Origin of the sequence: Micromonospora sp. NBC_00898 (genome assembly GCF_045207895.1) — a bacterium.
Classification (GTDB): domain Bacteria; phylum Actinomycetota; class Actinomycetes; order Mycobacteriales; family Micromonosporaceae; genus Micromonospora.
This window is the reverse complement of sequence record NZ_CP108775.1, coordinates 592,575-610,727: the sequence shown is the minus strand read 5'-3', so window position 1 is coordinate 610,727 and position 18,153 is coordinate 592,575. Positions and strand designations below refer to the sequence as shown.

The following is an 18,153-nucleotide window of genomic DNA, read 5'->3' as shown; positions in this document are numbered from 1 at the left end:
CGTTCCGGGCGCCCGGACGGGGACGACGACCGGTCAGTGGTCGGCGCTGTTCCAGTCGCGGCCCTCGCCGACGGAGACCTCCAGCGGCACCGACAACGGGTACGCCTCGCCCATCTCCTTGCGCACCAAGGCCTCCAGAGTCTCCCGCTCGCCGGGGGCGACCTCGAGGACCAGCTCGTCGTGCACCTGGAGCAGGATCCGGGAGCGCAGCCCGGCGTCGCGCAGCGCGCGGTCGACGTGCAGCATCGCGACCTTCATGATGTCGGCCGCGGAGCCCTGGATCGGGGCGTTGAGCGCCATCCGCTCGGCGATCTCCCGGCGCTGCCGGTTGTCGCTGACCAGGTCCGGCAGGTAGCGCCGGCGGCCGAGGATGGTGGAGGTGTAGCCGTCCTGGCGGGCCCGGGCGACGACCTCCTGCAGGTAGTCGCGGACGCCGCCGAAGCCGGCGAAGTAGTTCTCCATCAGCCCGCGCGCCTCCTCGGCGCTGATCCCGAGCTGCTGGGAGAGGCCGAACGCGCTGAGCCCGTACGCCAGGCCGTAGTTCATCGCCTTGATCTTGCGCCGCTGGTCGGGGTTGACCGCGCCGACCTCGACCGAGAAGACCGACGAGGCCGTGGCGGCGTGAAAGTCGTGGCCGGAGTTGAACGCCTCGATCAGCGCGTCGTCCGACGACAGGTGCGCCATGATCCGCATCTCGATCTGGCTGTAGTCGGCGGTGAGCAGGGATTCGTACCCCTCCCCCACCACGAAGGCGCGGCGGATCCGCCGGCCCTCCTCGGTGCGGATGGGGATGTTCTGCAGGTTCGGTTCGGTGGAGGAGAGCCGGCCGGTGGCCGCCACCGTCTGGTTGAAGGTGGTGTGGATCCGGCCGTCGTCGGAGACCGACTTGAGCAGGCCGTCGACGGTCGACTTGAGCTTGGCCACGTCGCGGTGGCGCAGCAGGTGCTCCAGCACCGGATGCGGCTGCTGCGCGTAGAGCCACTGCAGGGCGTCGGCGTCGGTGGTGTAACCGGTCTTGATCTTCTTGGTCTTCGGCAGGCCCAGTTCGGTGAAGAGGATCTCCTGGAGCTGCTTGGGCGAGCCGAGGTTGAACTCCCGCCCGACGGCGGCGTACGCGCCCTGCGCGGCGGCCTTCACCTCGGCGGCGAAGTGGGCCTCCAGCTCCGACAGGTAGTGCGTGTCGGCGGCGATGCCGGTGCGCTCCATGGCGGCGAGCACCCGCATCAGCGGCAGCTCCACCCCGGCCATCAGCCGCAGGGACTGCTCGCCGTCGCGGGACAGCTCGGCGTCGATCGCGTCGGCCAGGTCGAGGGTGGCCCGGGCCTGGAGCATGAGGTTCTGCTCGGCCGCGCCGTCGTTGCCCAGCCCCTCCAGGGTGAGCTGGCCGGTCTCCGGCGCGTCGACCCGAAGCTCCCGGTGCAGGTAGCGCAGCGCCAGGTCGGTGAGGTCGTAGGAGCGCTGGTCGGGACGGGCCAGGTAGGCGGCGATCTGGGTGTCCCTGGCGATGCCGTGCAGCTCCCAGCCGTGCGCGGCGAAGGCCAGCACGGCCGGCTTGCTGTCGTGCAGCACCTTGGGGCGCTCGCCGTCGGCCAGCCAGCCGGCCAGGGCGGACTCGTCGGCCGGGTCGAGGGTGGCCGGGTCAAACCAGGCGGCCGCGCCGGCGGCGGTGGCCAGGGCCATCCCGGTCACCGAGGCGGTGTGCCGCCGGTTGGGGCCGGTGTCGAGCTTGACCGCCAGGCCGACGGGGGCGCCGGCCGGGGCGTGCGTCTCCAGCCAGCCGGCCAGCGCGCCGGGCTCGGTGAGCACTTCGCCGGTCAGGTCGAAGCCGGCCTCGGCCTCCGGCTCCACGGCCTCCAGGTACTGGTACAGCCGGTCGCGCAGGATGCGGAACTGGAGGGTGTCGAAGACCTGGTGCACGGCCTCCCGGTCCCAGCCCTGCCAGCGGGCGTCCTCGGGGCCGACGGGCAGCTCCAGGTCGGAGACCAGGCAGTTGATCTCGTAGTTGCGGATCACGTCGGCGAGCCGCTCGCGCAGGCTGTCGCCGGCCTTGCCCTTGATCTCGTCGGCCCGGGCGATGACGCCCTCCACCCCGCCGTACGTGTTGATCCACTTGGCGGCGGTCTTCGGGCCGACGCCGGGGATGCCGGGCAGGTTGTCGCTGGTCTCGCCGACCAGGGCGGCCAGGTCGCGGTAGCGCTGCGGGCCGACGCCGTACTTCGCCTCGACCGCGGCCGGGTCCATCCGGGCCAGGTCGGAGACGCCCTTACGCGGGTAGAGCACGGTGACGTCGTCGCCGACCAGCTGGAACGCGTCCCGGTCACCGGTGCTGATCAGCACCTGCATGCCCTGATCGCGGGCCTGGCAGGCGAGGGTGGCGATGACGTCGTCGGCCTCGTAGCCCGCCTTCTCCACCACCGGGATGCGCAGCGCGGCGAGGACCTCCTTCACGAGGCTGACCTGGCCCTTGAAGTCGGTCGGGGTCTCGCTGCGGCCGGCCTTGTACTCGGCGTACCGGTCGGTGCGGAAGGAGTGCCGGGAGACGTCGAAGGCGACCACGATGTGGCTGGGCTGCTCGTCGCGGAGCACGTTGATCAACATCGAGGTGAAGCCGTAGACCGCGTTGGTGGGCTGGCCCGTCGTGGTGGAGAAGTTTTCCACCGGCAGGGCGAAGAACGCCCGGTATGCCAGGGAGTGTCCGTCGACGAGGAGCAGGCGCGGCGTCGTAGCTGTCACGGCAGCGACTCTAGTCCGCGGCTCCGACACACCGGGACACCGGCACGGACCCCGGCGCGGCCGGCCCGCCGCGCCAGGGTCGTACCTCACAGCACCTTGGCCAGGAAGGCCTTGGTCCGCTCGTGCCGCGGATTGGCGATCACCTCGCGGGGCGTCCCGGACTCGACCACCACGCCGCCGTCCATGAAGATCAGCGAGTCCCCGACCTCGCGGGCGAAGCCGATCTCGTGGGTCACCACGATCATGGTCATGCCGTCCCGGGCCAGGTCCTTCATCACGTCCAGGACCTCGCCGACCAGCTCCGGGTCGAGCGCGCTGGTCGGCTCGTCGAAGAGCATCAGCTTCGGCCGCATCGCCAGCGCCCGGGCGATCGCCACCCGCTGCTGCTGGCCGCCGGAGAGCTGACCCGGGTACGCCCCGAGCTTGTCGCTCAGCCCCACCCGCTCCAGCAGTGCGGCGGCCCGGTCCCGCGCGGCCGCCTTCTTCTCCCGGCCGAGCAGCACCGGTGCCTCGACGATGTTCTGCAGCACGGTCATGTGCGGGAAGAGGTTGAACCGCTGGAAGACCATGCCGATGGAGCGGCGCTGCGCGGCCACCTCCTTCTCCCGCAGCTCGTGCAGCTTGCCGCCGTGCTCCCGGTAACCGATCAGATCGCCATCCACCCAGATGCGGCCGGCGTTGATCTTCTCCAGGTGGTTGATGCAGCGCAGGAAGGTCGACTTGCCCGAGCCGGACGGCCCGAGCAGGCAGCAGACCTCACCGGAGCGGACCTCCAGGTCGATGCCCTTGAGCACTTCGAGGGACCCGAAGGACTTGTGCACCTGCTCGGCCCGGACCATCACGCCGGACTCCGCCGCCGGCATGCCCGACTGCGTCGACACCGTGGTTCCCGTCATCGTTCCGCCGTCCCGCTCGCGTTGCCGCCGCTCTCGGCGGCGATGTCGCGCAGCCGCTGCCGGGCCCGCTCGCTGCGCCCGAACCCCTTGGAGAAGTGCCGCTCCAGGTAGTACTGCCCGACAAGCAGCACGCTGGTCAGCGCCAGGTACCACAGGGTCGCCGCCACGAGCATCGGGAAGACCTGGAAGGTCCGGCTACCCACCGCCCTCAGTTGGAAGAACAACTCCATCGACACCGGCACGAAGGAAACCAACGAGGTGTCCTTGAGCATCGCGATGGTCTCGTTGCCGGTCGGCGGGACGATCACCCGCATGGCCTGCGGCAGCACGATGCGGCGCAGGATCTGCCCCCGGCTCATGCCCAACGCCTGGGCAGCCTCGGTCTGCCCCTCGTCCACCGACTGGATGCCGGCCCGGACGATCTCGGCCATGTACGCGGCCTCCGACAGCCCCAGCGCCAGCATGCCGGCGACGAAGCCGGTGAGGATTTCCACCGCGGTGAAGCCGAACAGCCGCGCCTCGAAGTTCTGCACGCCGAAGAGGGCACCGATCTGCCGGTCGAAGGGCAGACCGAACTCGATGCGGGCCCAGAGGATGCCCAGGTTGCCGAAGAGGATCGCCAGCACCAGCCGGGGCACCGCCCGGAAGAACCAGGTGTACACCCAGGAGACGCCGCGCAGGATCGGGTTCTCCGACAGCCGCATGACCGCGAGGACGATGCCGAGCCCGATACCGATCACCATGGAGGTCACGAGCAGCGCGATGGTGCCACGCAGCCCCGCGATGATCGGCGGCCGGAACATCTCGTCGACCATGAACGCCCAGTTGAACGCCTTGTTCGTGACCAGCAGGTGCACGAACATGGCCGTCAGCACGGCGATCACGGCCACCGCGACCCAGCGCCCGGGGTGCCGCACGGGCACGGCCTGGATGGGTTCAGGCCGTGCCCGTGCGGGTGTTCCTGTGTCGACCGACATGGTCAGGCCGACGGGTTGAGCTCAGCGCTGGTGACGGCGCCGCCGTCGACGCCCCACTTCTGCAGCGCGGCCTTGTAGCTGCCGTCGGCGATGACCGCCTGGACGGCCTCCTTGACCACCTCGGCGAAGGCCTGCTGGTCCTTCTTCACCGCGTAGCCGTACGGGGCCGACTCGTAGATGTCGCCGAGCAGCGCCAGCTGGCCGCTGCTCTGCTTGACCGCGTACGCGCCGACCGGAGAGTCGGCCAGCATGGCGTCGTCCTTGCCGCTGACCACGGCTGCGGTCGCGTCACTCTGCGCCTGGTACTGGTCGATCTTGATGGCCGGCTTGCCGGCGTCGATGCACTTCTTCGACCGGGCGGTGATGTCGTCGACCTGGACCGTGCCGGTCTGGACGGCGATCTTCTTACCGCAGGCGTTCTCCAGGTCGACCCCGGCCGGGTTGCCCTTCTTGGTCGCCCACTGGGTGCCGGCGGAGAAGTAGCTGACCATGTTGACGCTCTTCAGCCGCTCCGCGTTGATCGTGAAGGACGAGACGCCGATCTCGTACTTGCCGGAGTCGACGCCGGGCAGGATCGAGTCGAACGGCGCCGACTCGTACTCGGCCTTGAGGCCGAGCTTCTGGGACACCGCGTTGAACAGCTCCACGTCGAAGCCGATCACCGTCTTGCCGTCGGCGTCCAGGAACTCCGCCGGGGCGTACGTCGAGTCGGTGCCGACCTTGAGCACACCGTCCGCCTTGATCGCGTCCGGGACCTTCGCGGCGAGCGCCGCGTCGGCCGCCGCCGTCACGGAGGGCCCGGCGCCCGGCTGGTCGGTGTTCTCCTTCTCACCGCAGGCCGCGAGCGAAAGGGTGAGCATGGCTGCGCCGGCGACGCCGAGCGCCGCCCGCCAGCGGTTATGAGGGGTGAACATGACTACTCCCTTTGCCAGATGTTGCGCCTGGGGCAACGCCGACCGAGGCCTCAGGCCACGCCAAGGTACGCCTCCTTGACCGCCGGGTCGTGCAGCAGGTCCTGGCCGGACCCCTCCTTGACGATCCGGCCGGTCTCCAGCACGTAGCCCCGGTGGGCCCGGGAAAGCGCCTGCTGGGCGTTCTGCTCCACCAGCAGGATGGTGGTGCCCTGCTCGTTGATCCGGGTGATGATCTCGAAGATCTGCTGGATCAGCATCGGGGCGAGCCCCATCGACGGCTCGTCGAGCAGCAGCAGCCGCGGCCGGGCCATCAGCGCCCGACCGACCGCGAGCATCTGCTGCTCGCCGCCGGAGAGCGTGCCACCGGCCTGCTTGCGCCGCTCGGCCAGCCGGGGGAAGAGGTCCATGACCATCTTCAGATCCTCGGCGATGCCCGACCGGTCCCGGCGGGTGTACGCCCCCATCTCCAGGTTCTCCAGGACGGTCATCCCGGGGAAGACGCCCCGGCCCTCGGGCGCCTGCCCGATGCCCCGGACCACCCGCAGGTCGGCGCGCATCCGGGTGACGTCGGTCCCGTCGAAGACGATCGAGCCCTGGGCCACCGGGCGCAGCCCGGAGATGGCCCGCATGGTGGTGGTCTTGCCGGCGCCGTTGGCGCCGATCAGCGCGACCACCTCGCCCTCGTTGACGGTCAGGCTGATCCCGTGCAGCGCCTGGATCCGGCCGTACAGCAGGGTCAGGTCCTTGATCTCAAGCAGCATCGGTCGGCACCCCCAGGTACGCGGCGATCACCTTCGGGTCCTCGCGGACCTCGGCCGGCAGGCCCTCGGCGATCTTCTTGCCGAACTCCAGCACCACGATCCGATCGGTCACGCCCATGACGAGACGCATGTCGTGCTCGATCAGCAGCACCGTGGTGCCGTTGTCCCGAATCTTACGGATCAGGCCGAGCAGTTCCTCCTTCTCCGCCGGAGTGAAGCCGGCGGCCGGCTCGTCCAGGCAGAGCAGGGTGGGATTCGTCGCCAGCGCCCGGGCGATCTCCAGCCGGCGCTGCTCGCCGTACGAGAGATTGCGCGACAGCTCCCCGGCGCGCCGCTCGATGCCGACGAAGCGCAACAGCTCGTAGGCCTTGTCCCGGCCCTGCCGCTCCTCCCGCCAGTGCCGCGGCAGCCGGAGCATCGCGGCGATCACGCTGGTCTTGTGGTGGGCGTCCGCGCCCACCATCACGTTCTCCAGCGCGGTCATCTCCGGGAAGAGCCGGATGTTCTGGAACGTCCGCGCGATGCCGGCCTTGGTGATCCAGGACCGGCGCCTGCCGTTGGTGCGCTGCCCCTTGAACCGGATCTCGCCCTGGGTGGGCCGGTAGACGCCGGTCATCGCGTTGAAGCAGGTCGTCTTGCCGGCGCCGTTCGGGCCGATCAGGCCGAGGATCTCCCCCTTGTAGAGGGTGAACGCGACGTCGTTGAGGGCGACCACACCGCCGAAGCGGAGGGTGACGTGGTCGACCTCCAGCAGCGGCTCCCGGCCGGCCGGATCCGTGGCGCCGGGGGTGGACTCCACCGGCGTGTCCGGACCCTTCTCCGGCGGGGTGCCGACGGTGCTGCGACCGTCGTCGGCGATGTCCCGCTCGCTGGTCTCGTCCCGCTCGCTGTGCATCTGCGGCTCACTCATTGGGCACCGTCTCCTGGGGAACCGCTTCCTTGCGCCGGTCTGCGAACTCGGCCGCCCGCCGCCGGTTGGGCACGATGCCCTGCGGTCGGAAGATCATCATGACGATGACGACCAGGCCGAAGATGAGGATCCGGTACTCGGCCGCGTCGAACTCGACCCCGATCAGATCGCCGGCGCCGCGCAGCCACTCCGGCAGGTACCAGGTGATCGCGCCACCGACGATCGCGCCCTTGATGTTACCGGCGCCGCCGAGAATGACCGCGGCGAGCACCAGGATCGAGCTTTCCAGCTGGAAGCTGTCCGAGTTGATGAACGTCTGCTTGCCGGCGAAGATCGCGCCGGTGAGGCCACCGACCGCCGCGCCGATGGCGAACGCCCAGAGCTTGTACTTGAACGTCGGCACGCCCATGATCTCGGCGGCGTCCTCGTCCTCCCGGATGGCGACCCAGGCCCGGCCGACCCGGCTGTTGGCCAGGTTCCGCATCGCGAAGATGATCACGATGATCAGGGTCAGGATCAGCCAGTAGTAGGGCTTGGAGTCCACCACGCTGAACAGCGGCTTGCCGTCCGAGCCGGTGCCCGGCGGGTGCGGCACCTGCGGGATGCCCCGCTGGCCCTGCAGCAGGCCGTCCTGCCGAGCGGCGTAGAGCCGGATCATCTCGGCGAAGCCGAGGGTCACGATGGCCAGGTAGTCACCGCGTAGCCGCAGGGTCGGACCACCGAGGATCACCCCGGAGATCATCGCCACCGCGATCGCCACCGGCACCGCCGCCAGCCACGGCCAGTTCGTCCCGAACCGGCTCTCCGGCGAGGTCAACAGCGCCACGGTGTACGCGCCGACCGCGTAGAAGCCGAAGTAGCCGAGGTCGAGCAGGCCGGTGAAGCCGACCACGACGTTCAGACCGACCGCCAGCAGGACGAAGATCGCGGTGTCGAAGAGCACCGCCGCGAAATCCGACTTGGTGGTGTAGAAGGCGAAGTACTCGCTGCCGATCGGGAAGCCCAGGTACTCGTAGAACCACTTGTTGGGCAGGATGTAGAGCAGGACCACCAGCGCCGCGATCGCGGTCCAGCGCACCTGCTTCGGCATCGCCGCCCAGCGACCCTTGAGCGCCGAGGTCCGTCCCTTGTCCACGGTGGCGGTCATGCGCGCGCCCTCCCGAGAGATTCGCCGAGCAGGCCGGTGGGCCGGAACATCAGCAGCACGACCAGCAGCACGAAACCGGTGAAGTCCTTCCATTCTCCACCGAAGAGCCCGGCCGCGTAGTTCTCCACCACCCCTAGCAGCAGACCGCCGAGCAGCGCGCCCCGCAGGTTGCCGATGCCGCCGAGCACCGCGGCCGAGAACGCCTTGAGCCCGATCAGGAAGCCGACGTTGAACTTGGTGTATTCGTAGCGGACGTCCCAGAGCAGGGCGGCCACGCCGGCCATGATGCCGCCGAGCACGAAGACCAGCAGGATGACCCGGTTCTTGTTGACGCCCATCAGGGCGGCGGTGTCCGGGTCCTGGGCGACGGCGCGGATGCCCCGCCCGAGCCGGCTGCGGTTCACGAACTGGTCCAGGCCGACCATCATCAGCAGGGTCACGGCGAGGATCAGCAGCTGGCGGTTGGTCACCGCGGCGCCGAAGACGGTGAAGACCGTCTCCGACGGGATCAGCGTCGGCATGCCGAACGGCGCGCGCTGGGTGCCGATGCCGAACGACTCGGAGAGCACGAACGAGGCGCCGATGGCGGTGATGAGGAAGGCCAGTGGCGGGGCGTTCCGCCGGCGCAGCGGGCGGTAGGCGACCAGTTCGACGGTGACCGCGGTGGCCGCCGAGGCGACGATCGCGACGGCGAGGCCGGCGAGGATCGCCACGATCAGCGGGCCGAAGGCCGGCGCCGGGGAGTTCTGGTTGTAGCCGAGGGCCTCCCAGGTCCACATGGCGGTGAAGGTACCGACCATGAAGACTTCGGAGTGGGCGAAGTTGATCAGGCGCAGGACGCCGTACACCAGGGTGTAGCCGAGGGCGACGAGCGCGTAGATCGCGCCCTGTTCCAGCCCGGTGATGGTCAGCGCCGGGAAGTTCCCGAACAGCTCATCGAAGTTCAAGTGGGGGCTCCAACTGTTGCGGCCAAGCGGCGCGGCCGGGAGAAAGCTCCCGGCCGCACACACCTGGTGTCCCTGGCGGGACCGGACAGAACCGGTCAGGCCTTGGGGATCTCGATGTCGGGGACGACCTTGCCCGCGTTCACCTTGAACGCCCAGACCAGCACCTGGGCCGGGTCCAGCTCACCGTTCGCCTCGAACTTGTAGGTCACGCCGGTGGCGCCACCCGCCTTGTTGTAGGAGTTGATGAAGCTGAGCAGGTCGGCCCGGGTGCCCTTGCCGGCCTTGATGCCCTCGAGCATGATCTTGGTGATGTCGTACGACACGTCGGCGTAGGTGCCCGGCTCGGCCTGCTCGAAGGCCGCCTTGTAGTCGGTCACGAAGGTGCCCTTGGCCGCGGTGGCCGGGGCGCACGGGCAGGTCAGGATCGTGCCCTCGGCGACCTGCTCGCCGGCGACCTTGATGAAGTTGGCGTCGTTGACGCCGTCACCGGCCACCATGGTGCCCTTCCAGCCGGCGCCCTTGAGCTGCTTGAGCAGCAGGCCGGCCTCGGTGTAGTAGCCACCGAAGAAGAGGACGTTGGCGCCGCTGCTCTGGATCTTGGTGACGACGGCGGAGAAGTTGGTCTGCTTGACCTGGATCTTGTCCTCGCCGGCGGCCGTGCCGATGACCTTCTTGACCTCGTCCACCAGACCCGCGCCGTACGCCGACTGGTCGTCGACGACGTAGACCTTGTCGGCCTTGAGGACGTTCTTGATGTAGCGGCCGGCGGCCGGGCCCTGCGAGGTGTCGTTGCCGACGCCCCGGTGGAAGATCTTCCAGCTCTTGGTGCTCAGGCTCGGGCGGGTCGCCGACGGGGTGATGATCGGCAGACCGGCCTGGTCGAAGATCGGGTCGGCGACCTCGGACTCACCCGAGAACGCCGGGCCGATGATGCCGACGACCTTGCTGTCACCAACCGCCTGCTGGGCCAGCGGGGCGGCCTTGGCCGGGTCACCCTGCGAGTCGTACTCGGTCAGGTTGACCTTGCAGTCGGCGTTGTCCTTGTTGTACTGGTCGATCGCCAGCTTGGTGCCGTTGCGCATGTGAATACCGAGACCCGCGGCGTCGCCGGTCAGCGGGCCGAAGAAGCCGATCTTCAGGTCGCAGGCGGCCTTGTCGCCGCTCGCCTCACTACCACTGTCGGCCTTGCAGGCCGCGCCACTGAAAACGAGCGCGGTGATGGCTACGCCACCAAGCACCCGAGCGAGCTTCTGCCTCACGGCTCGTACCCTCCTCCGTCCGAAGGCCCGGACCACCCACCGCGAATTGGACCTTGCAGCGTTGGCCGGACCGACCGCGATCCCGGTCTGGGCCGGGACGTTATCCCACTGGCGGGGCGTGCCGGTAGACCTAGATAGAGGGGTTGACCTAACCGTTACGTTGAGTGGCCGGATTCACAGATGTGCTGTAACACACTCGCCCGTGCCGTGGGAAAACACGGCAACCGACACCGGCCGGAAACACGCTGGTGGGAGGGTCAGCCGGGACTCCACGGCCCGCGCGCCGACCACACTGCGGCCCCCAAGTCGTTGTCCTCCAGCAACAGAACGGCCTCCCCGACACCGGCCACCGCCACCGTGCGGTCGCTGCTCGCCGGCACCGCCACCGGCAGGGCCACCGGCGACCACGCCGTGCCATCCCGGGAGAACCACCCGGCACCGGTCACCCCGCCCGCGGCCACCGCGAATGTGCCGTCGCCGACCGCGGTCAGTCCCCACACCCGGCCCGGCCGGTCCGTCCCCGCGCCGCCGAAGCCGCCGCCCGCGCGCCAGCTCCCGCCGTCACCCAGCCAGGCGCCCAGGCCGTCGCCCCGGCGTCCGACGGCCACTGCGCGCTCCCCCACCCGGACCACCCGCTGCAGGTCCGCGTCGACCCCGGCCGCCGGCAGCACCGCGCGCCGCCAGGCCCGACCGTCCGGCGAGGTCCACACCGCCGGATCCACGCCGGTACGCCCCGACGGCAGCATCGAGCCCACCATGAGCCACCCCGACGCCGTCGCCGTGCCGTCCGCCGCCCACGGCCGGCCCGCCGCGTCCGCGGCCAGCCCCGGCACCCCGCTGACCAGCCGGAAGTCGGTGCCGTCGGCGGAGACCCAGGCCGCCGCCCCGGTGGCCCGGTTGCCGGCGATCAGCCAGCCGCGCGGGCCACCCGCGATCCGGCCCACGTTGACCGCGTCCGGGCCGCCGAACACCTCGAACTCGGCCGGCACCTCCACCAGCGACCCGTCGGCGACCTGCCGCCAGGTACTGATCCGTGGATTGCCGTGCACCCCGCCGCTCTTCGCGCCCACCGCGGCCAGCCGGCCGTCCCGGCAGCCCGCCGCGGTCAGCACGTTCTCCTCGCCGTACGGGCTGCGCGGCACCGCACGCAGTGCCGTCCAGGCGATGGCGTCGGTGCTGGTCCACGCCGCCGGCCGGGTGCCGCCCGCCGCACCGGCAACCGCGCCCACCACGAACCACCGGCCCGCGCAGGCCGTCGCGTCGCGCAGCAGCAGCCGCCCGGGCGCGCCGGGTGGGGCCGGCAGGGTCACCGGCTGCCAGGCCGGCCGGACCGGCGCCGGCGCCGGGTCGGCGTGGCCGGTCGACCGGCAGCCGCCCAGCAGCACGGCCACCAGGCCGAGCACCGCCAGCGGACGCCGAGCACGCATGGCCGCGATCGTATCGACCATCGACGAGGCGCGGGGCCCGCCGAGGCGCCGGACTTTCCGTCAGGAGGCGGGCTGGGCCACCTCGCCGCCGGCGGTCTCGGCGAGGATCCGCTCGGCGACCTCCTTCATGGTCATCCGGTGGTCCATCGCGGTGCGCTGGATCCACTTGAACGCCTGCGGCTCGGTCATCCCGTACGTGGTCATCAGCGCGCCCTTGGCCCGCTCCACGGTCTTGCGGATCTCCAGCCGGTCGGTGAGGCCGGCCACCTCCGCCTCCAGCGCGGCGATCTCCGAGTACCGGGAGAGGGCGATCTCCACCGCCGGCACCAGGTCGCTCTTCTGGAACGGCTTGACCAGGTACGCCATCGCGCCGGCCGCCCGGGCCCGCTCCACCAGGTCCCGCTGGCTGAACGCGGTCAGGATGATCACCGGGGCGATCCGGGCGCCGGCGATCCGCTCGGCGGCGGCCAGCCCGTCCATGATCGGCATCTTGATGTCGAGGATGACCAGGTCCGGCTTGAGCTCCTCGGCGAGCTTGACGGCGGTCTCGCCGTCGCCGGCCTCGCCGACCACCTCGTAACCCTCTTCGACCAGCATCTCGGCCAGGTCCAGCCGGATGAGCGCCTCGTCCTCGGCGATCAGTACCCGCCTGCGCTCGGCATCCGTCTGCGTCTCGGCCACGAGCCACTCCCACCAGTCTGAACCCGACACCCGCCGTGCCGGGTGCCACCGCGCATAGCCTAGTGGGTAATCTAGTGGGGCCGAACTACAGAAGCCCCTGTAGCCCAACCGGCAGAGGCGCGATTCTCAAAAGATCGACAGTGTGGGTTCGAATCCCACCGGGGGCACCAAATCGTCGTACGGACGTTCGAAGATGTGTCCGTGCATCCACCCGAACTACGCACTCGAGCGCGGCGTCTGTACCTCGCCGGCGCGACCGTTGCTGAGGCCGCCCGCGCCGTCGGGGTCTCCTATCCCACCGTCCGACACTGGTGCAAAGTCCGACCGGAGCCGAAGCAACAGGGCACCGCGCTGCGCTGCTTCCGCTGCCGCGCCGACGTCGACAAGCCGACAGATCCCGGTCAGTACGCCTACCTGCTCGGCCTCTACCTCGGTGACGGACACCTGGTCACCACCGTCCGGGTTCCGGTGCTGCGCATTGTCTGCGCAAACGCCTGGCCGGGCCTGATCGACGCCTGCGAAGACGCGATGAAGAGCGTCCTGGCGGCCTCGGTGCAGCGCGTGCAGCAGCAGGGCTGCGTCACCGTGCAGAGCTACGGCAGACACTGGCCGTGCCTGTTGCCACAGCACGGGCCCGGCAAGAAGCATGAGCGGCCGATCGTGCTGGCGAACTGGCAGCGGGAGATCGTGGCGGCGCAACCGGGCGACTTTCTGCGGGGCCTGTTCCACTCCGACGGCTGCCGGTTCGCGAACCGCGTCACCGTCCGCGGCAAGAAGTACGTCTACCCGCGCTACATGTTCACCAACGAGTCCGCCGACATCATGGGTCTCTGCCAGTGGGCGCTCGACCTGCTCGGCATCGCCTGGAAGATGAACCGCCGCAACTCGCTCTCCGTCGCCCGCCGGGAGGCCGTCGCCGCCCTCGATCGGCACGTCGGCCCGAAGTCCTGACTCAGCCGATCGCGGCGAGCGCCCGCTCCAGGTCGGCGCGCAGGTCCTCCGGGTCCTCGAGGCCGACGGAGACCCGCAGCAGCGCGCCGACCGGCTTTGCCTCCCCGGCCACCGGCCGGTGGGTCAGCGACGCCGGGTGCTGGATCAGGGTGTCCACCCCGCCGAGCGACACCGCGTGGGTGATCAGCTCGCAGGCCCCGGCGACGGCCGCCGCGGCGGGCGCGCCACCGCGTACCTCGAAGGCGAGCAGGCTGCCGGTGCCGGACATCTGCCGGCCGACGAGCCCGGCCGGGTCGTGCACCGACGGGTGGTGGACCCGCTCGACGGCGGGGTGGCCGGCGAGCCAGGCGGCGAGCTTCTCCGCGCCGGCCTGCTGGGCGCGGACCCGCAGCGGCAGCGTCTGCAGGCCGCGGTGCAGCAGGTACGCGCCGAGCGGGTGCAGGATCGCCCCGGTGACGGCGCGGACCTGGCGCAGCCGGGTGGCCCACCCGGTGTCGCAGGCGACGACGCCGGCGAGGACGTCGCCGTGGCCGCCGATGCTCTTGGTGGCGCTGTGCAGCACCAGCGCGGCGCCGTGCCGGGCGGGCTGCTGGAGCACGGGGGTGGCGACGGTGTTGTCGACCAGCAGGGGGACGTCACCGGCGGCGTCGGCGAGGGCGGCGATGTCGACCAGGTCGAGGGTGGGGTTGGCCGGGGTCTCGACGACGACCAGCGCGGTGTCGGGGCGGACGGCGGCGGCGACCTCGTCGGGGCGGGCCCAGGTCACCTCGGTGCCGAGCAGCCCGGTGGCGAGCACGTGGTCGGTGCCGCCGTAGAGGGGCCGGACGGCGACGATGTGGCGCTTCCCGTCGCGGGTGGCGGCGAGCAGGGCGGCGGTGAGGGCGGCCATGCCGCTGGCGAAGGCGACCGCTTCGGCGGTGCCTTCGAGTTCGGCGAGCGCGGTCTCGAACCGGGCCACGGTGGGGTTCCAGAGCCGCTGGTAGACGGCGCTGCCGCCGGCGGGGAGGGTGCCGCCGGTGGCGAGGGTCTCGTACGCGTCGCCGCCCTCGTCGACCGACGGCAGCGGGTTGGTGGTGGAGAGGTCGATGGGCGGCACGTGGACGCCGAGTCCGGCGAGGTCGTCGCGCCCGGCGTGCACGGCTCTGGTGTCCACGGCTGTCATGACCGGAAGGGTCGAACATCAGCCCGGCATGAGGCAAGACAAGTGCATAAGATTCTCACAACAGGGCTTTCAACGTTGTGAAGTTCGGTGAATGATGCTTGCATGCCCGTTGCACCGAATGATGTACGGCCGTTCGCGGCCCTGGACGACGTCGACCGCGCGATCCTGACCGAGCTGGCCGCCGACGGCCGGCTGCCGAACAACGCCCTCGCGGAGCGGGTGGGGGTGGCCCCCTCGACGTGCCTGACCCGGACCCGGGCGCTGCGCGAGTGCGGGGCGATCCGCGGCTTCCACGCCGAGGTCGACCCGGCCGCGGTGGGACTGCCGTTGCAGGCGCTGGTGTCGGTGCGGCTGGCCGCGCACGAGCGGGCGGCGGTGGACGCGTTCCGGGCCCGGTCGGTGCGGCTGCCGGGGGTGGTGTCGGTGTTCCACGTGGCCGGCGCGGAGGACTACGTGCTGCACGTGCGGGCGGCCTCCGGGGACGCGCTGCGGGACTTCGTGCTCGACCACCTGGCGGTGGACCCGGCGGTGCAGCACACCCAGACCAGCCTGATCTTCGAGCAGGCGCGCGGTATGGGCTAAGGCACCATCCGGAACAAATTCCGGCGCGGGCGGGGTTGCTCAACGAGTGATAGACGTACCGTTGTCTGTTCTTGATCTTGCTCCCGTGGCCCGTGGGGCGACCTCCGGTGAGGCGCTGCGGCACACCACCGAGCTGGCCCGCCGCGCCGAGGAGTTGGGCTACCACCGGTTCTGGGTGGTCGAGCACCACAACATGCCGGCGATCGCGAGTTCCGCCCCGGCGGTGCTGCTCGCCCACCTGGCCGCCAACACCTCGACGATCCGGCTGGGCTCGGGTGGGGTGATGCTGCCCAACCACGCGCCGCTGGTGGTGGCCGAGCAGTTCGGCACCCTGGAGGCGCTGCACCCGGGCCGGATCGACCTGGGCATCGGGCGGGCGCCGGGCACCGACCAGGTGACCGCGCTGGCGCTGCGCCGGACCATGGAAGGGCTGTCGGCCGAGGGGTTCCCCCGGGAGCTGGCGGACCTGATGAACTACTTCAGCGGCGAGGAGCCGGGGCCGATCACGGCCACCCCGGGGCGCGGCCAGTCCCCCGCGGTGTGGCTGCTCGGGTCGAGCGGGTTCAGCGCCCAGCTCGCCGGGCTGCTCGGGTTGCCGTTCTCCTTCGCGCACCACTTCAGCGCGCAGAACACCCTGCCCGCGCTCCAGCTCTACCGGCAGAGCTTCCGGCCGTCGCAGTGGCTGGAGCGGCCATACGCGATGGTCGCGGTCAACGTGGTCTGCGCGGAGACCGACGAGCGGGCGGAGTGGCTGGCCGGGCCCAGCTCACTGTCGTTCCTGAAGCTGCGCTCGGGCCGCCCGGAGCCCCTGTCCAGCCCGCAGGAGGCGGCGGCGTACCCGTACAACGAGCTGGAGCGCGACTTCGTCCGGCAGCGCCGGGAGGGTCAGGCGATGGGCTCGCCGGAGACGGTCGGCCGCCAGCTGGGCGAGCTGCTGGAGCGCACCGGCGCGGACGAGCTGATGCTGACCACGATGGTGTACGACGTGGCCGACCGGGTGCGCTCGTTCGAGCTGGTCGCCGAGCAGGTGGCCGGCGGGCTGCGCCGCAACGGCTGAAACACGCTCTTCACAGCGACGTCACCCTGCCGTCGCGGGGCGCCCCTAACTTTAGGACCGGTGGTGGTACGGCATTCCCGGTCGGGACGGGTCGGGGGTGCTGCGGTGTGGTGCACCGGGTCGCCGACTGAGCGGATTCCGCGGTCGGTGACCCGGTGCCTGCCGTTTGGGGCCCGGACGCGCGACGGCACCGTCCCGGCCCTTGATCCGCGCCAAGCCACCTGATCGACTCGGGGCATGGCTGAGCACATGGACCCCGAGGAGTTCCGGCGCGCCGGGTACGCGGTGGTCGACTGGATCGCGGACTACTGGACGACGCTCGACCGGCGACCGGTGACCTCACAGGACGCGCCGGGCGCGGTGGCCGCCGCGCTGCCGGCCGGGCCGACCGAGCGGGGCGAGCCGGTCGAGGCGGTGCTGGCCGATCTGGACAGCCTCATCGCACCGCGGCTGACGCACTGGCAGCATCCCGGCTTCTTCGGCTACTTCCCGGCCAACACGTCCGGGCCGAGCGTGCTCGGCGACCTGGTCAGCTCCGGCCTGGGCGTGCAGGGCATGCTCTGGGCCACCGGCCCGGCCTGCACCGAGCTGGAGACGGTGATGCTGGACTGGCTGGCCGGGTTGCTCGACCTGCCGGCGCGGTTCCGCTCCACGGGCCCGGGCGGCGGGGTGATCCAGGACTCCGCGTCCTCGGCCGCGCTGGTCGCCACGCTGGCCGCGCTGCACCGGGCGAGCAAGGGCGGCTGGCGGGTGGACGGCATCGACCGGCGCTACCGGGCGTACTCGTCCACCCAGGGGCACTCCTCGATCGAGAAGGCCGCCCGGATCGCGGGGCTGGGCACGGACGGGGTCCGGGCGGTCGAGGTGGACCCGCGCACCCAGGCCATGCGCCCGGAGGCGCTGCGGGCGGCGATCGAGGCGGACCTGGCCGCCGGGGTGACGCCGGCGGTCGTGGTGGCGACGATCGGGACCACCTCCACCACGGCCGTCGATCCGCTGCCGGAGATCGGCGCGATCTGCGCGCAGTACGGCGTCTGGCTGCACGTCGACGCCGCGTACGCCGGATCGGCCGCGGTCTGCCCGGAGCTGCGCTGGACCCACGCCGGGCTGGAGTACGCCGATTCGTACTGCTTCGACCCGCACAAGTGGCTGCTCACCGGCTTCGACTGCGACGCGTTCTGGGTGGCCGACCGGGGCGAGCTGATCGAGGCGCTGACGGTGCTGCCGGAGTACCTGCGCAACGCCGCGACCGAGTCCGGCGCGGTGCTCGACTACCGGGACTGGCAGGTGCCGCTGGGTCGGCGGTTCCGGGCGCTGAAGCTGTGGTTCGTGCTCCGCTGGTACGGGGTCGAGGGGCTGCGGACGCACATCCGCGCCGGGGTGGCCCTCGCCGACCGCTTCGCCGAGCGGGTCGAGGCCGACGACCGGTTCGAGCTGGCCGCCGCGCACCCGTTCTCGCTGGTCTGCTTCCGGCTGCGGGCCGCCGACGAGCCGAACGCCGAGCTGCTGCGCCGGGTCAACGACAGCGGACGGGTGCACCTGACGCACACCCGGGTGGAGGGGCGGTACACGCTGCGGCTGGCGGTCGGCTCGCCGCTGACCACCGGGAAGCACGTCGACGAGGCGTGGGACCTGCTCCGCGCGGCGGCCGACGACCTGCTGCCCGGCTGAGGCCCGCGACTCCAGCTCGCCGAGGTGGCGGTGGCACCGCCGGCACGGCCCCGCCACCTCGCCGAACCGGCGCAGGTC

16 protein-coding genes and 1 tRNA gene are annotated in these 18,153 nt (G+C 71.1%); 5 read left to right on the top strand and 12 right to left on the bottom strand.

What is annotated here, in order from left to right; all coding sequences use genetic code 11:
• Window positions 1-33: 33 nt before the first annotated feature.
• The 11 genes from polA to OG799_RS02850 form a co-directional block, all read right to left on the bottom strand.
• Window positions 34-2,733 (bottom strand): DNA polymerase I, encoded by a 2,700-nt coding sequence (polA, locus tag OG799_RS02900; protein WP_406042812.1) that lies wholly within the window; start codon window positions 2,731-2,733, stop codon window positions 34-36.
• 86 nt (window positions 2,734-2,819) lie between these two features.
• Complete coding sequence (locus OG799_RS02895) at window positions 2,820-3,572, bottom strand: amino acid ABC transporter ATP-binding protein (protein ID WP_406046181.1); 753 nt, start codon at window positions 3,570-3,572, stop codon at window positions 2,820-2,822.
• Between the two features lie 53 nt (window positions 3,573-3,625).
• Window positions 3,626-4,606, bottom strand: coding sequence for an amino acid ABC transporter permease (locus OG799_RS02890; RefSeq protein WP_406042810.1), 981 nt, complete (start codon window positions 4,604-4,606; stop codon window positions 3,626-3,628).
• Between the two features lie 2 nt (window positions 4,607-4,608).
• Window positions 4,609-5,520 (bottom strand): ABC transporter substrate-binding protein, encoded by a 912-nt coding sequence (locus OG799_RS02885; protein WP_406042808.1) that lies wholly within the window; start codon window positions 5,518-5,520, stop codon window positions 4,609-4,611.
• A 50-nt stretch (window positions 5,521-5,570) separates the two neighbouring features.
• Complete coding sequence (locus tag OG799_RS02880) at window positions 5,571-6,281, bottom strand: ABC transporter ATP-binding protein (RefSeq protein ID WP_406042806.1); 711 nt, start codon at window positions 6,279-6,281, stop codon at window positions 5,571-5,573.
• Window positions 6,271-7,191, bottom strand: coding sequence for an ABC transporter ATP-binding protein (locus tag OG799_RS02875; protein WP_406042804.1), 921 nt, complete (start codon window positions 7,189-7,191; stop codon window positions 6,271-6,273). The genes OG799_RS02880 and OG799_RS02875 overlap by 11 nt, the downstream gene beginning before the upstream one ends.
• Window positions 7,184-8,338, bottom strand: a complete 1,155-nt coding sequence (locus OG799_RS02870; RefSeq protein ID WP_406042802.1) for a branched-chain amino acid ABC transporter permease — start codon at window positions 8,336-8,338, stop codon at window positions 7,184-7,186. Before OG799_RS02870 ends, OG799_RS02875 begins: the two co-directional genes overlap by 8 nt.
• Entirely contained in the window at window positions 8,335-9,285 is a 951-nt protein-coding gene (locus tag OG799_RS02865) for a branched-chain amino acid ABC transporter permease (protein ID WP_406042800.1), read from the bottom strand. The genes OG799_RS02870 and OG799_RS02865 overlap by 4 nt, the downstream gene beginning before the upstream one ends.
• Before the next feature lie 95 nt (window positions 9,286-9,380).
• Window positions 9,381-10,544 (bottom strand): branched-chain amino acid ABC transporter substrate-binding protein, encoded by a 1,164-nt coding sequence (locus tag OG799_RS02860; RefSeq protein WP_406042798.1) that lies wholly within the window; start codon window positions 10,542-10,544, stop codon window positions 9,381-9,383.
• Between the two features lie 257 nt (window positions 10,545-10,801).
• Entirely contained in the window at window positions 10,802-11,971 is a 1,170-nt protein-coding gene (locus OG799_RS02855) for a hypothetical protein (RefSeq protein ID WP_406042796.1), read from the bottom strand.
• A gap of 60 nt (window positions 11,972-12,031) precedes the next feature.
• Window positions 12,032-12,652, bottom strand: coding sequence for an ANTAR domain-containing response regulator (locus OG799_RS02850; RefSeq protein ID WP_406042794.1), 621 nt, complete (start codon window positions 12,650-12,652; stop codon window positions 12,032-12,034).
• 93 nt (window positions 12,653-12,745) lie between these two features.
• Here OG799_RS02850 and OG799_RS02845 point away from each other — a divergent pair.
• Together OG799_RS02845 and OG799_RS02840 are read left to right on the top strand one after the other, a co-directional pair.
• Window positions 12,746-12,822: transfer RNA gene (locus OG799_RS02845), tRNA-Leu, on the top strand.
• A 31-nt stretch (window positions 12,823-12,853) separates the two neighbouring features.
• Window positions 12,854-13,603 carry a helix-turn-helix domain-containing protein gene (locus OG799_RS02840; protein WP_406042792.1) on the top strand — a complete coding sequence of 250 codons (750 nt, stop codon included), beginning with the start codon at window positions 12,854-12,856 and terminating at the stop codon, window positions 13,601-13,603.
• Between the two features lies 1 nt (window position 13,604).
• On the opposite strand, the gene OG799_RS02835 is transcribed toward OG799_RS02840, so the two are convergent.
• Window positions 13,605-14,765, bottom strand: coding sequence for a trans-sulfuration enzyme family protein (locus OG799_RS02835; protein ID WP_406042790.1), 1,161 nt, complete (start codon window positions 14,763-14,765; stop codon window positions 13,605-13,607).
• Window positions 14,766-14,867: 102 nt separating this feature from the next.
• Here OG799_RS02835 and OG799_RS02830 point away from each other — a divergent pair, with 102 nt between their 5' ends.
• The 3 genes from OG799_RS02830 to OG799_RS02820 all read left to right on the top strand — a co-directional run bounded on the left by OG799_RS02830 (window position 14,868) and on the right by OG799_RS02820 (window position 18,075).
• A complete protein-coding gene (locus OG799_RS02830) occupies window positions 14,868-15,347 on the top strand; it encodes an Lrp/AsnC family transcriptional regulator (protein WP_302763004.1) in 480 nt (159 codons plus the stop codon).
• A gap of 46 nt (window positions 15,348-15,393) precedes the next feature.
• Window positions 15,394-16,404 (top strand): LLM class flavin-dependent oxidoreductase, encoded by a 1,011-nt coding sequence (locus OG799_RS02825; RefSeq protein WP_406042787.1) that lies wholly within the window; start codon window positions 15,394-15,396, stop codon window positions 16,402-16,404.
• 237 nt (window positions 16,405-16,641) lie between these two features.
• Entirely contained in the window at window positions 16,642-18,075 is a 1,434-nt protein-coding gene (locus tag OG799_RS02820; protein ID WP_406042785.1) for a pyridoxal-dependent decarboxylase, read from the top strand.
• The last annotated feature ends 78 nt before the right edge of the window (window positions 18,076-18,153 follow it).

Coding starts and splice junctions, on each gene's coding strand:
- OG799_RS02870 (WP_406042802.1), bottom strand. CDS start 8,338: ATGACCGCCACCGTGGACAAGGGACGGACCTCGGCGCTCAAGGGTCGC.
- OG799_RS02895 (WP_406046181.1), bottom strand. CDS start 3,572: ATGGTCCGGGCCGAGCAGGTGCACAAGTCCTTCGGGTCCCTCGAAGTG.
- OG799_RS02820 (WP_406042785.1), top strand. CDS start 16,642: ATGGCTGAGCACATGGACCCCGAGGAGTTCCGGCGCGCCGGGTACGCG.
- OG799_RS02880 (WP_406042806.1), bottom strand. CDS start 6,281: ATGCTGCTTGAGATCAAGGACCTGACCCTGCTGTACGGCCGGATCCAG.
- OG799_RS02875 (WP_406042804.1), bottom strand. CDS start 7,191: ATGAGTGAGCCGCAGATGCACAGCGAGCGGGACGAGACCAGCGAGCGG.
- OG799_RS02835 (WP_406042790.1), bottom strand. CDS start 14,765: ATGACAGCCGTGGACACCAGAGCCGTGCACGCCGGGCGCGACGACCTC.
- OG799_RS02890 (WP_406042810.1), bottom strand. CDS start 4,606: ATGTCGGTCGACACAGGAACACCCGCACGGGCACGGCCTGAACCCATC.
- OG799_RS02830 (WP_302763004.1), top strand. CDS start 14,868: ATGCCCGTTGCACCGAATGATGTACGGCCGTTCGCGGCCCTGGACGAC.
- OG799_RS02885 (WP_406042808.1), bottom strand. CDS start 5,520: ATGTTCACCCCTCATAACCGCTGGCGGGCGGCGCTCGGCGTCGCCGGC.
- OG799_RS02855 (WP_406042796.1), bottom strand. CDS start 11,971: ATGCGTGCTCGGCGTCCGCTGGCGGTGCTCGGCCTGGTGGCCGTGCTG.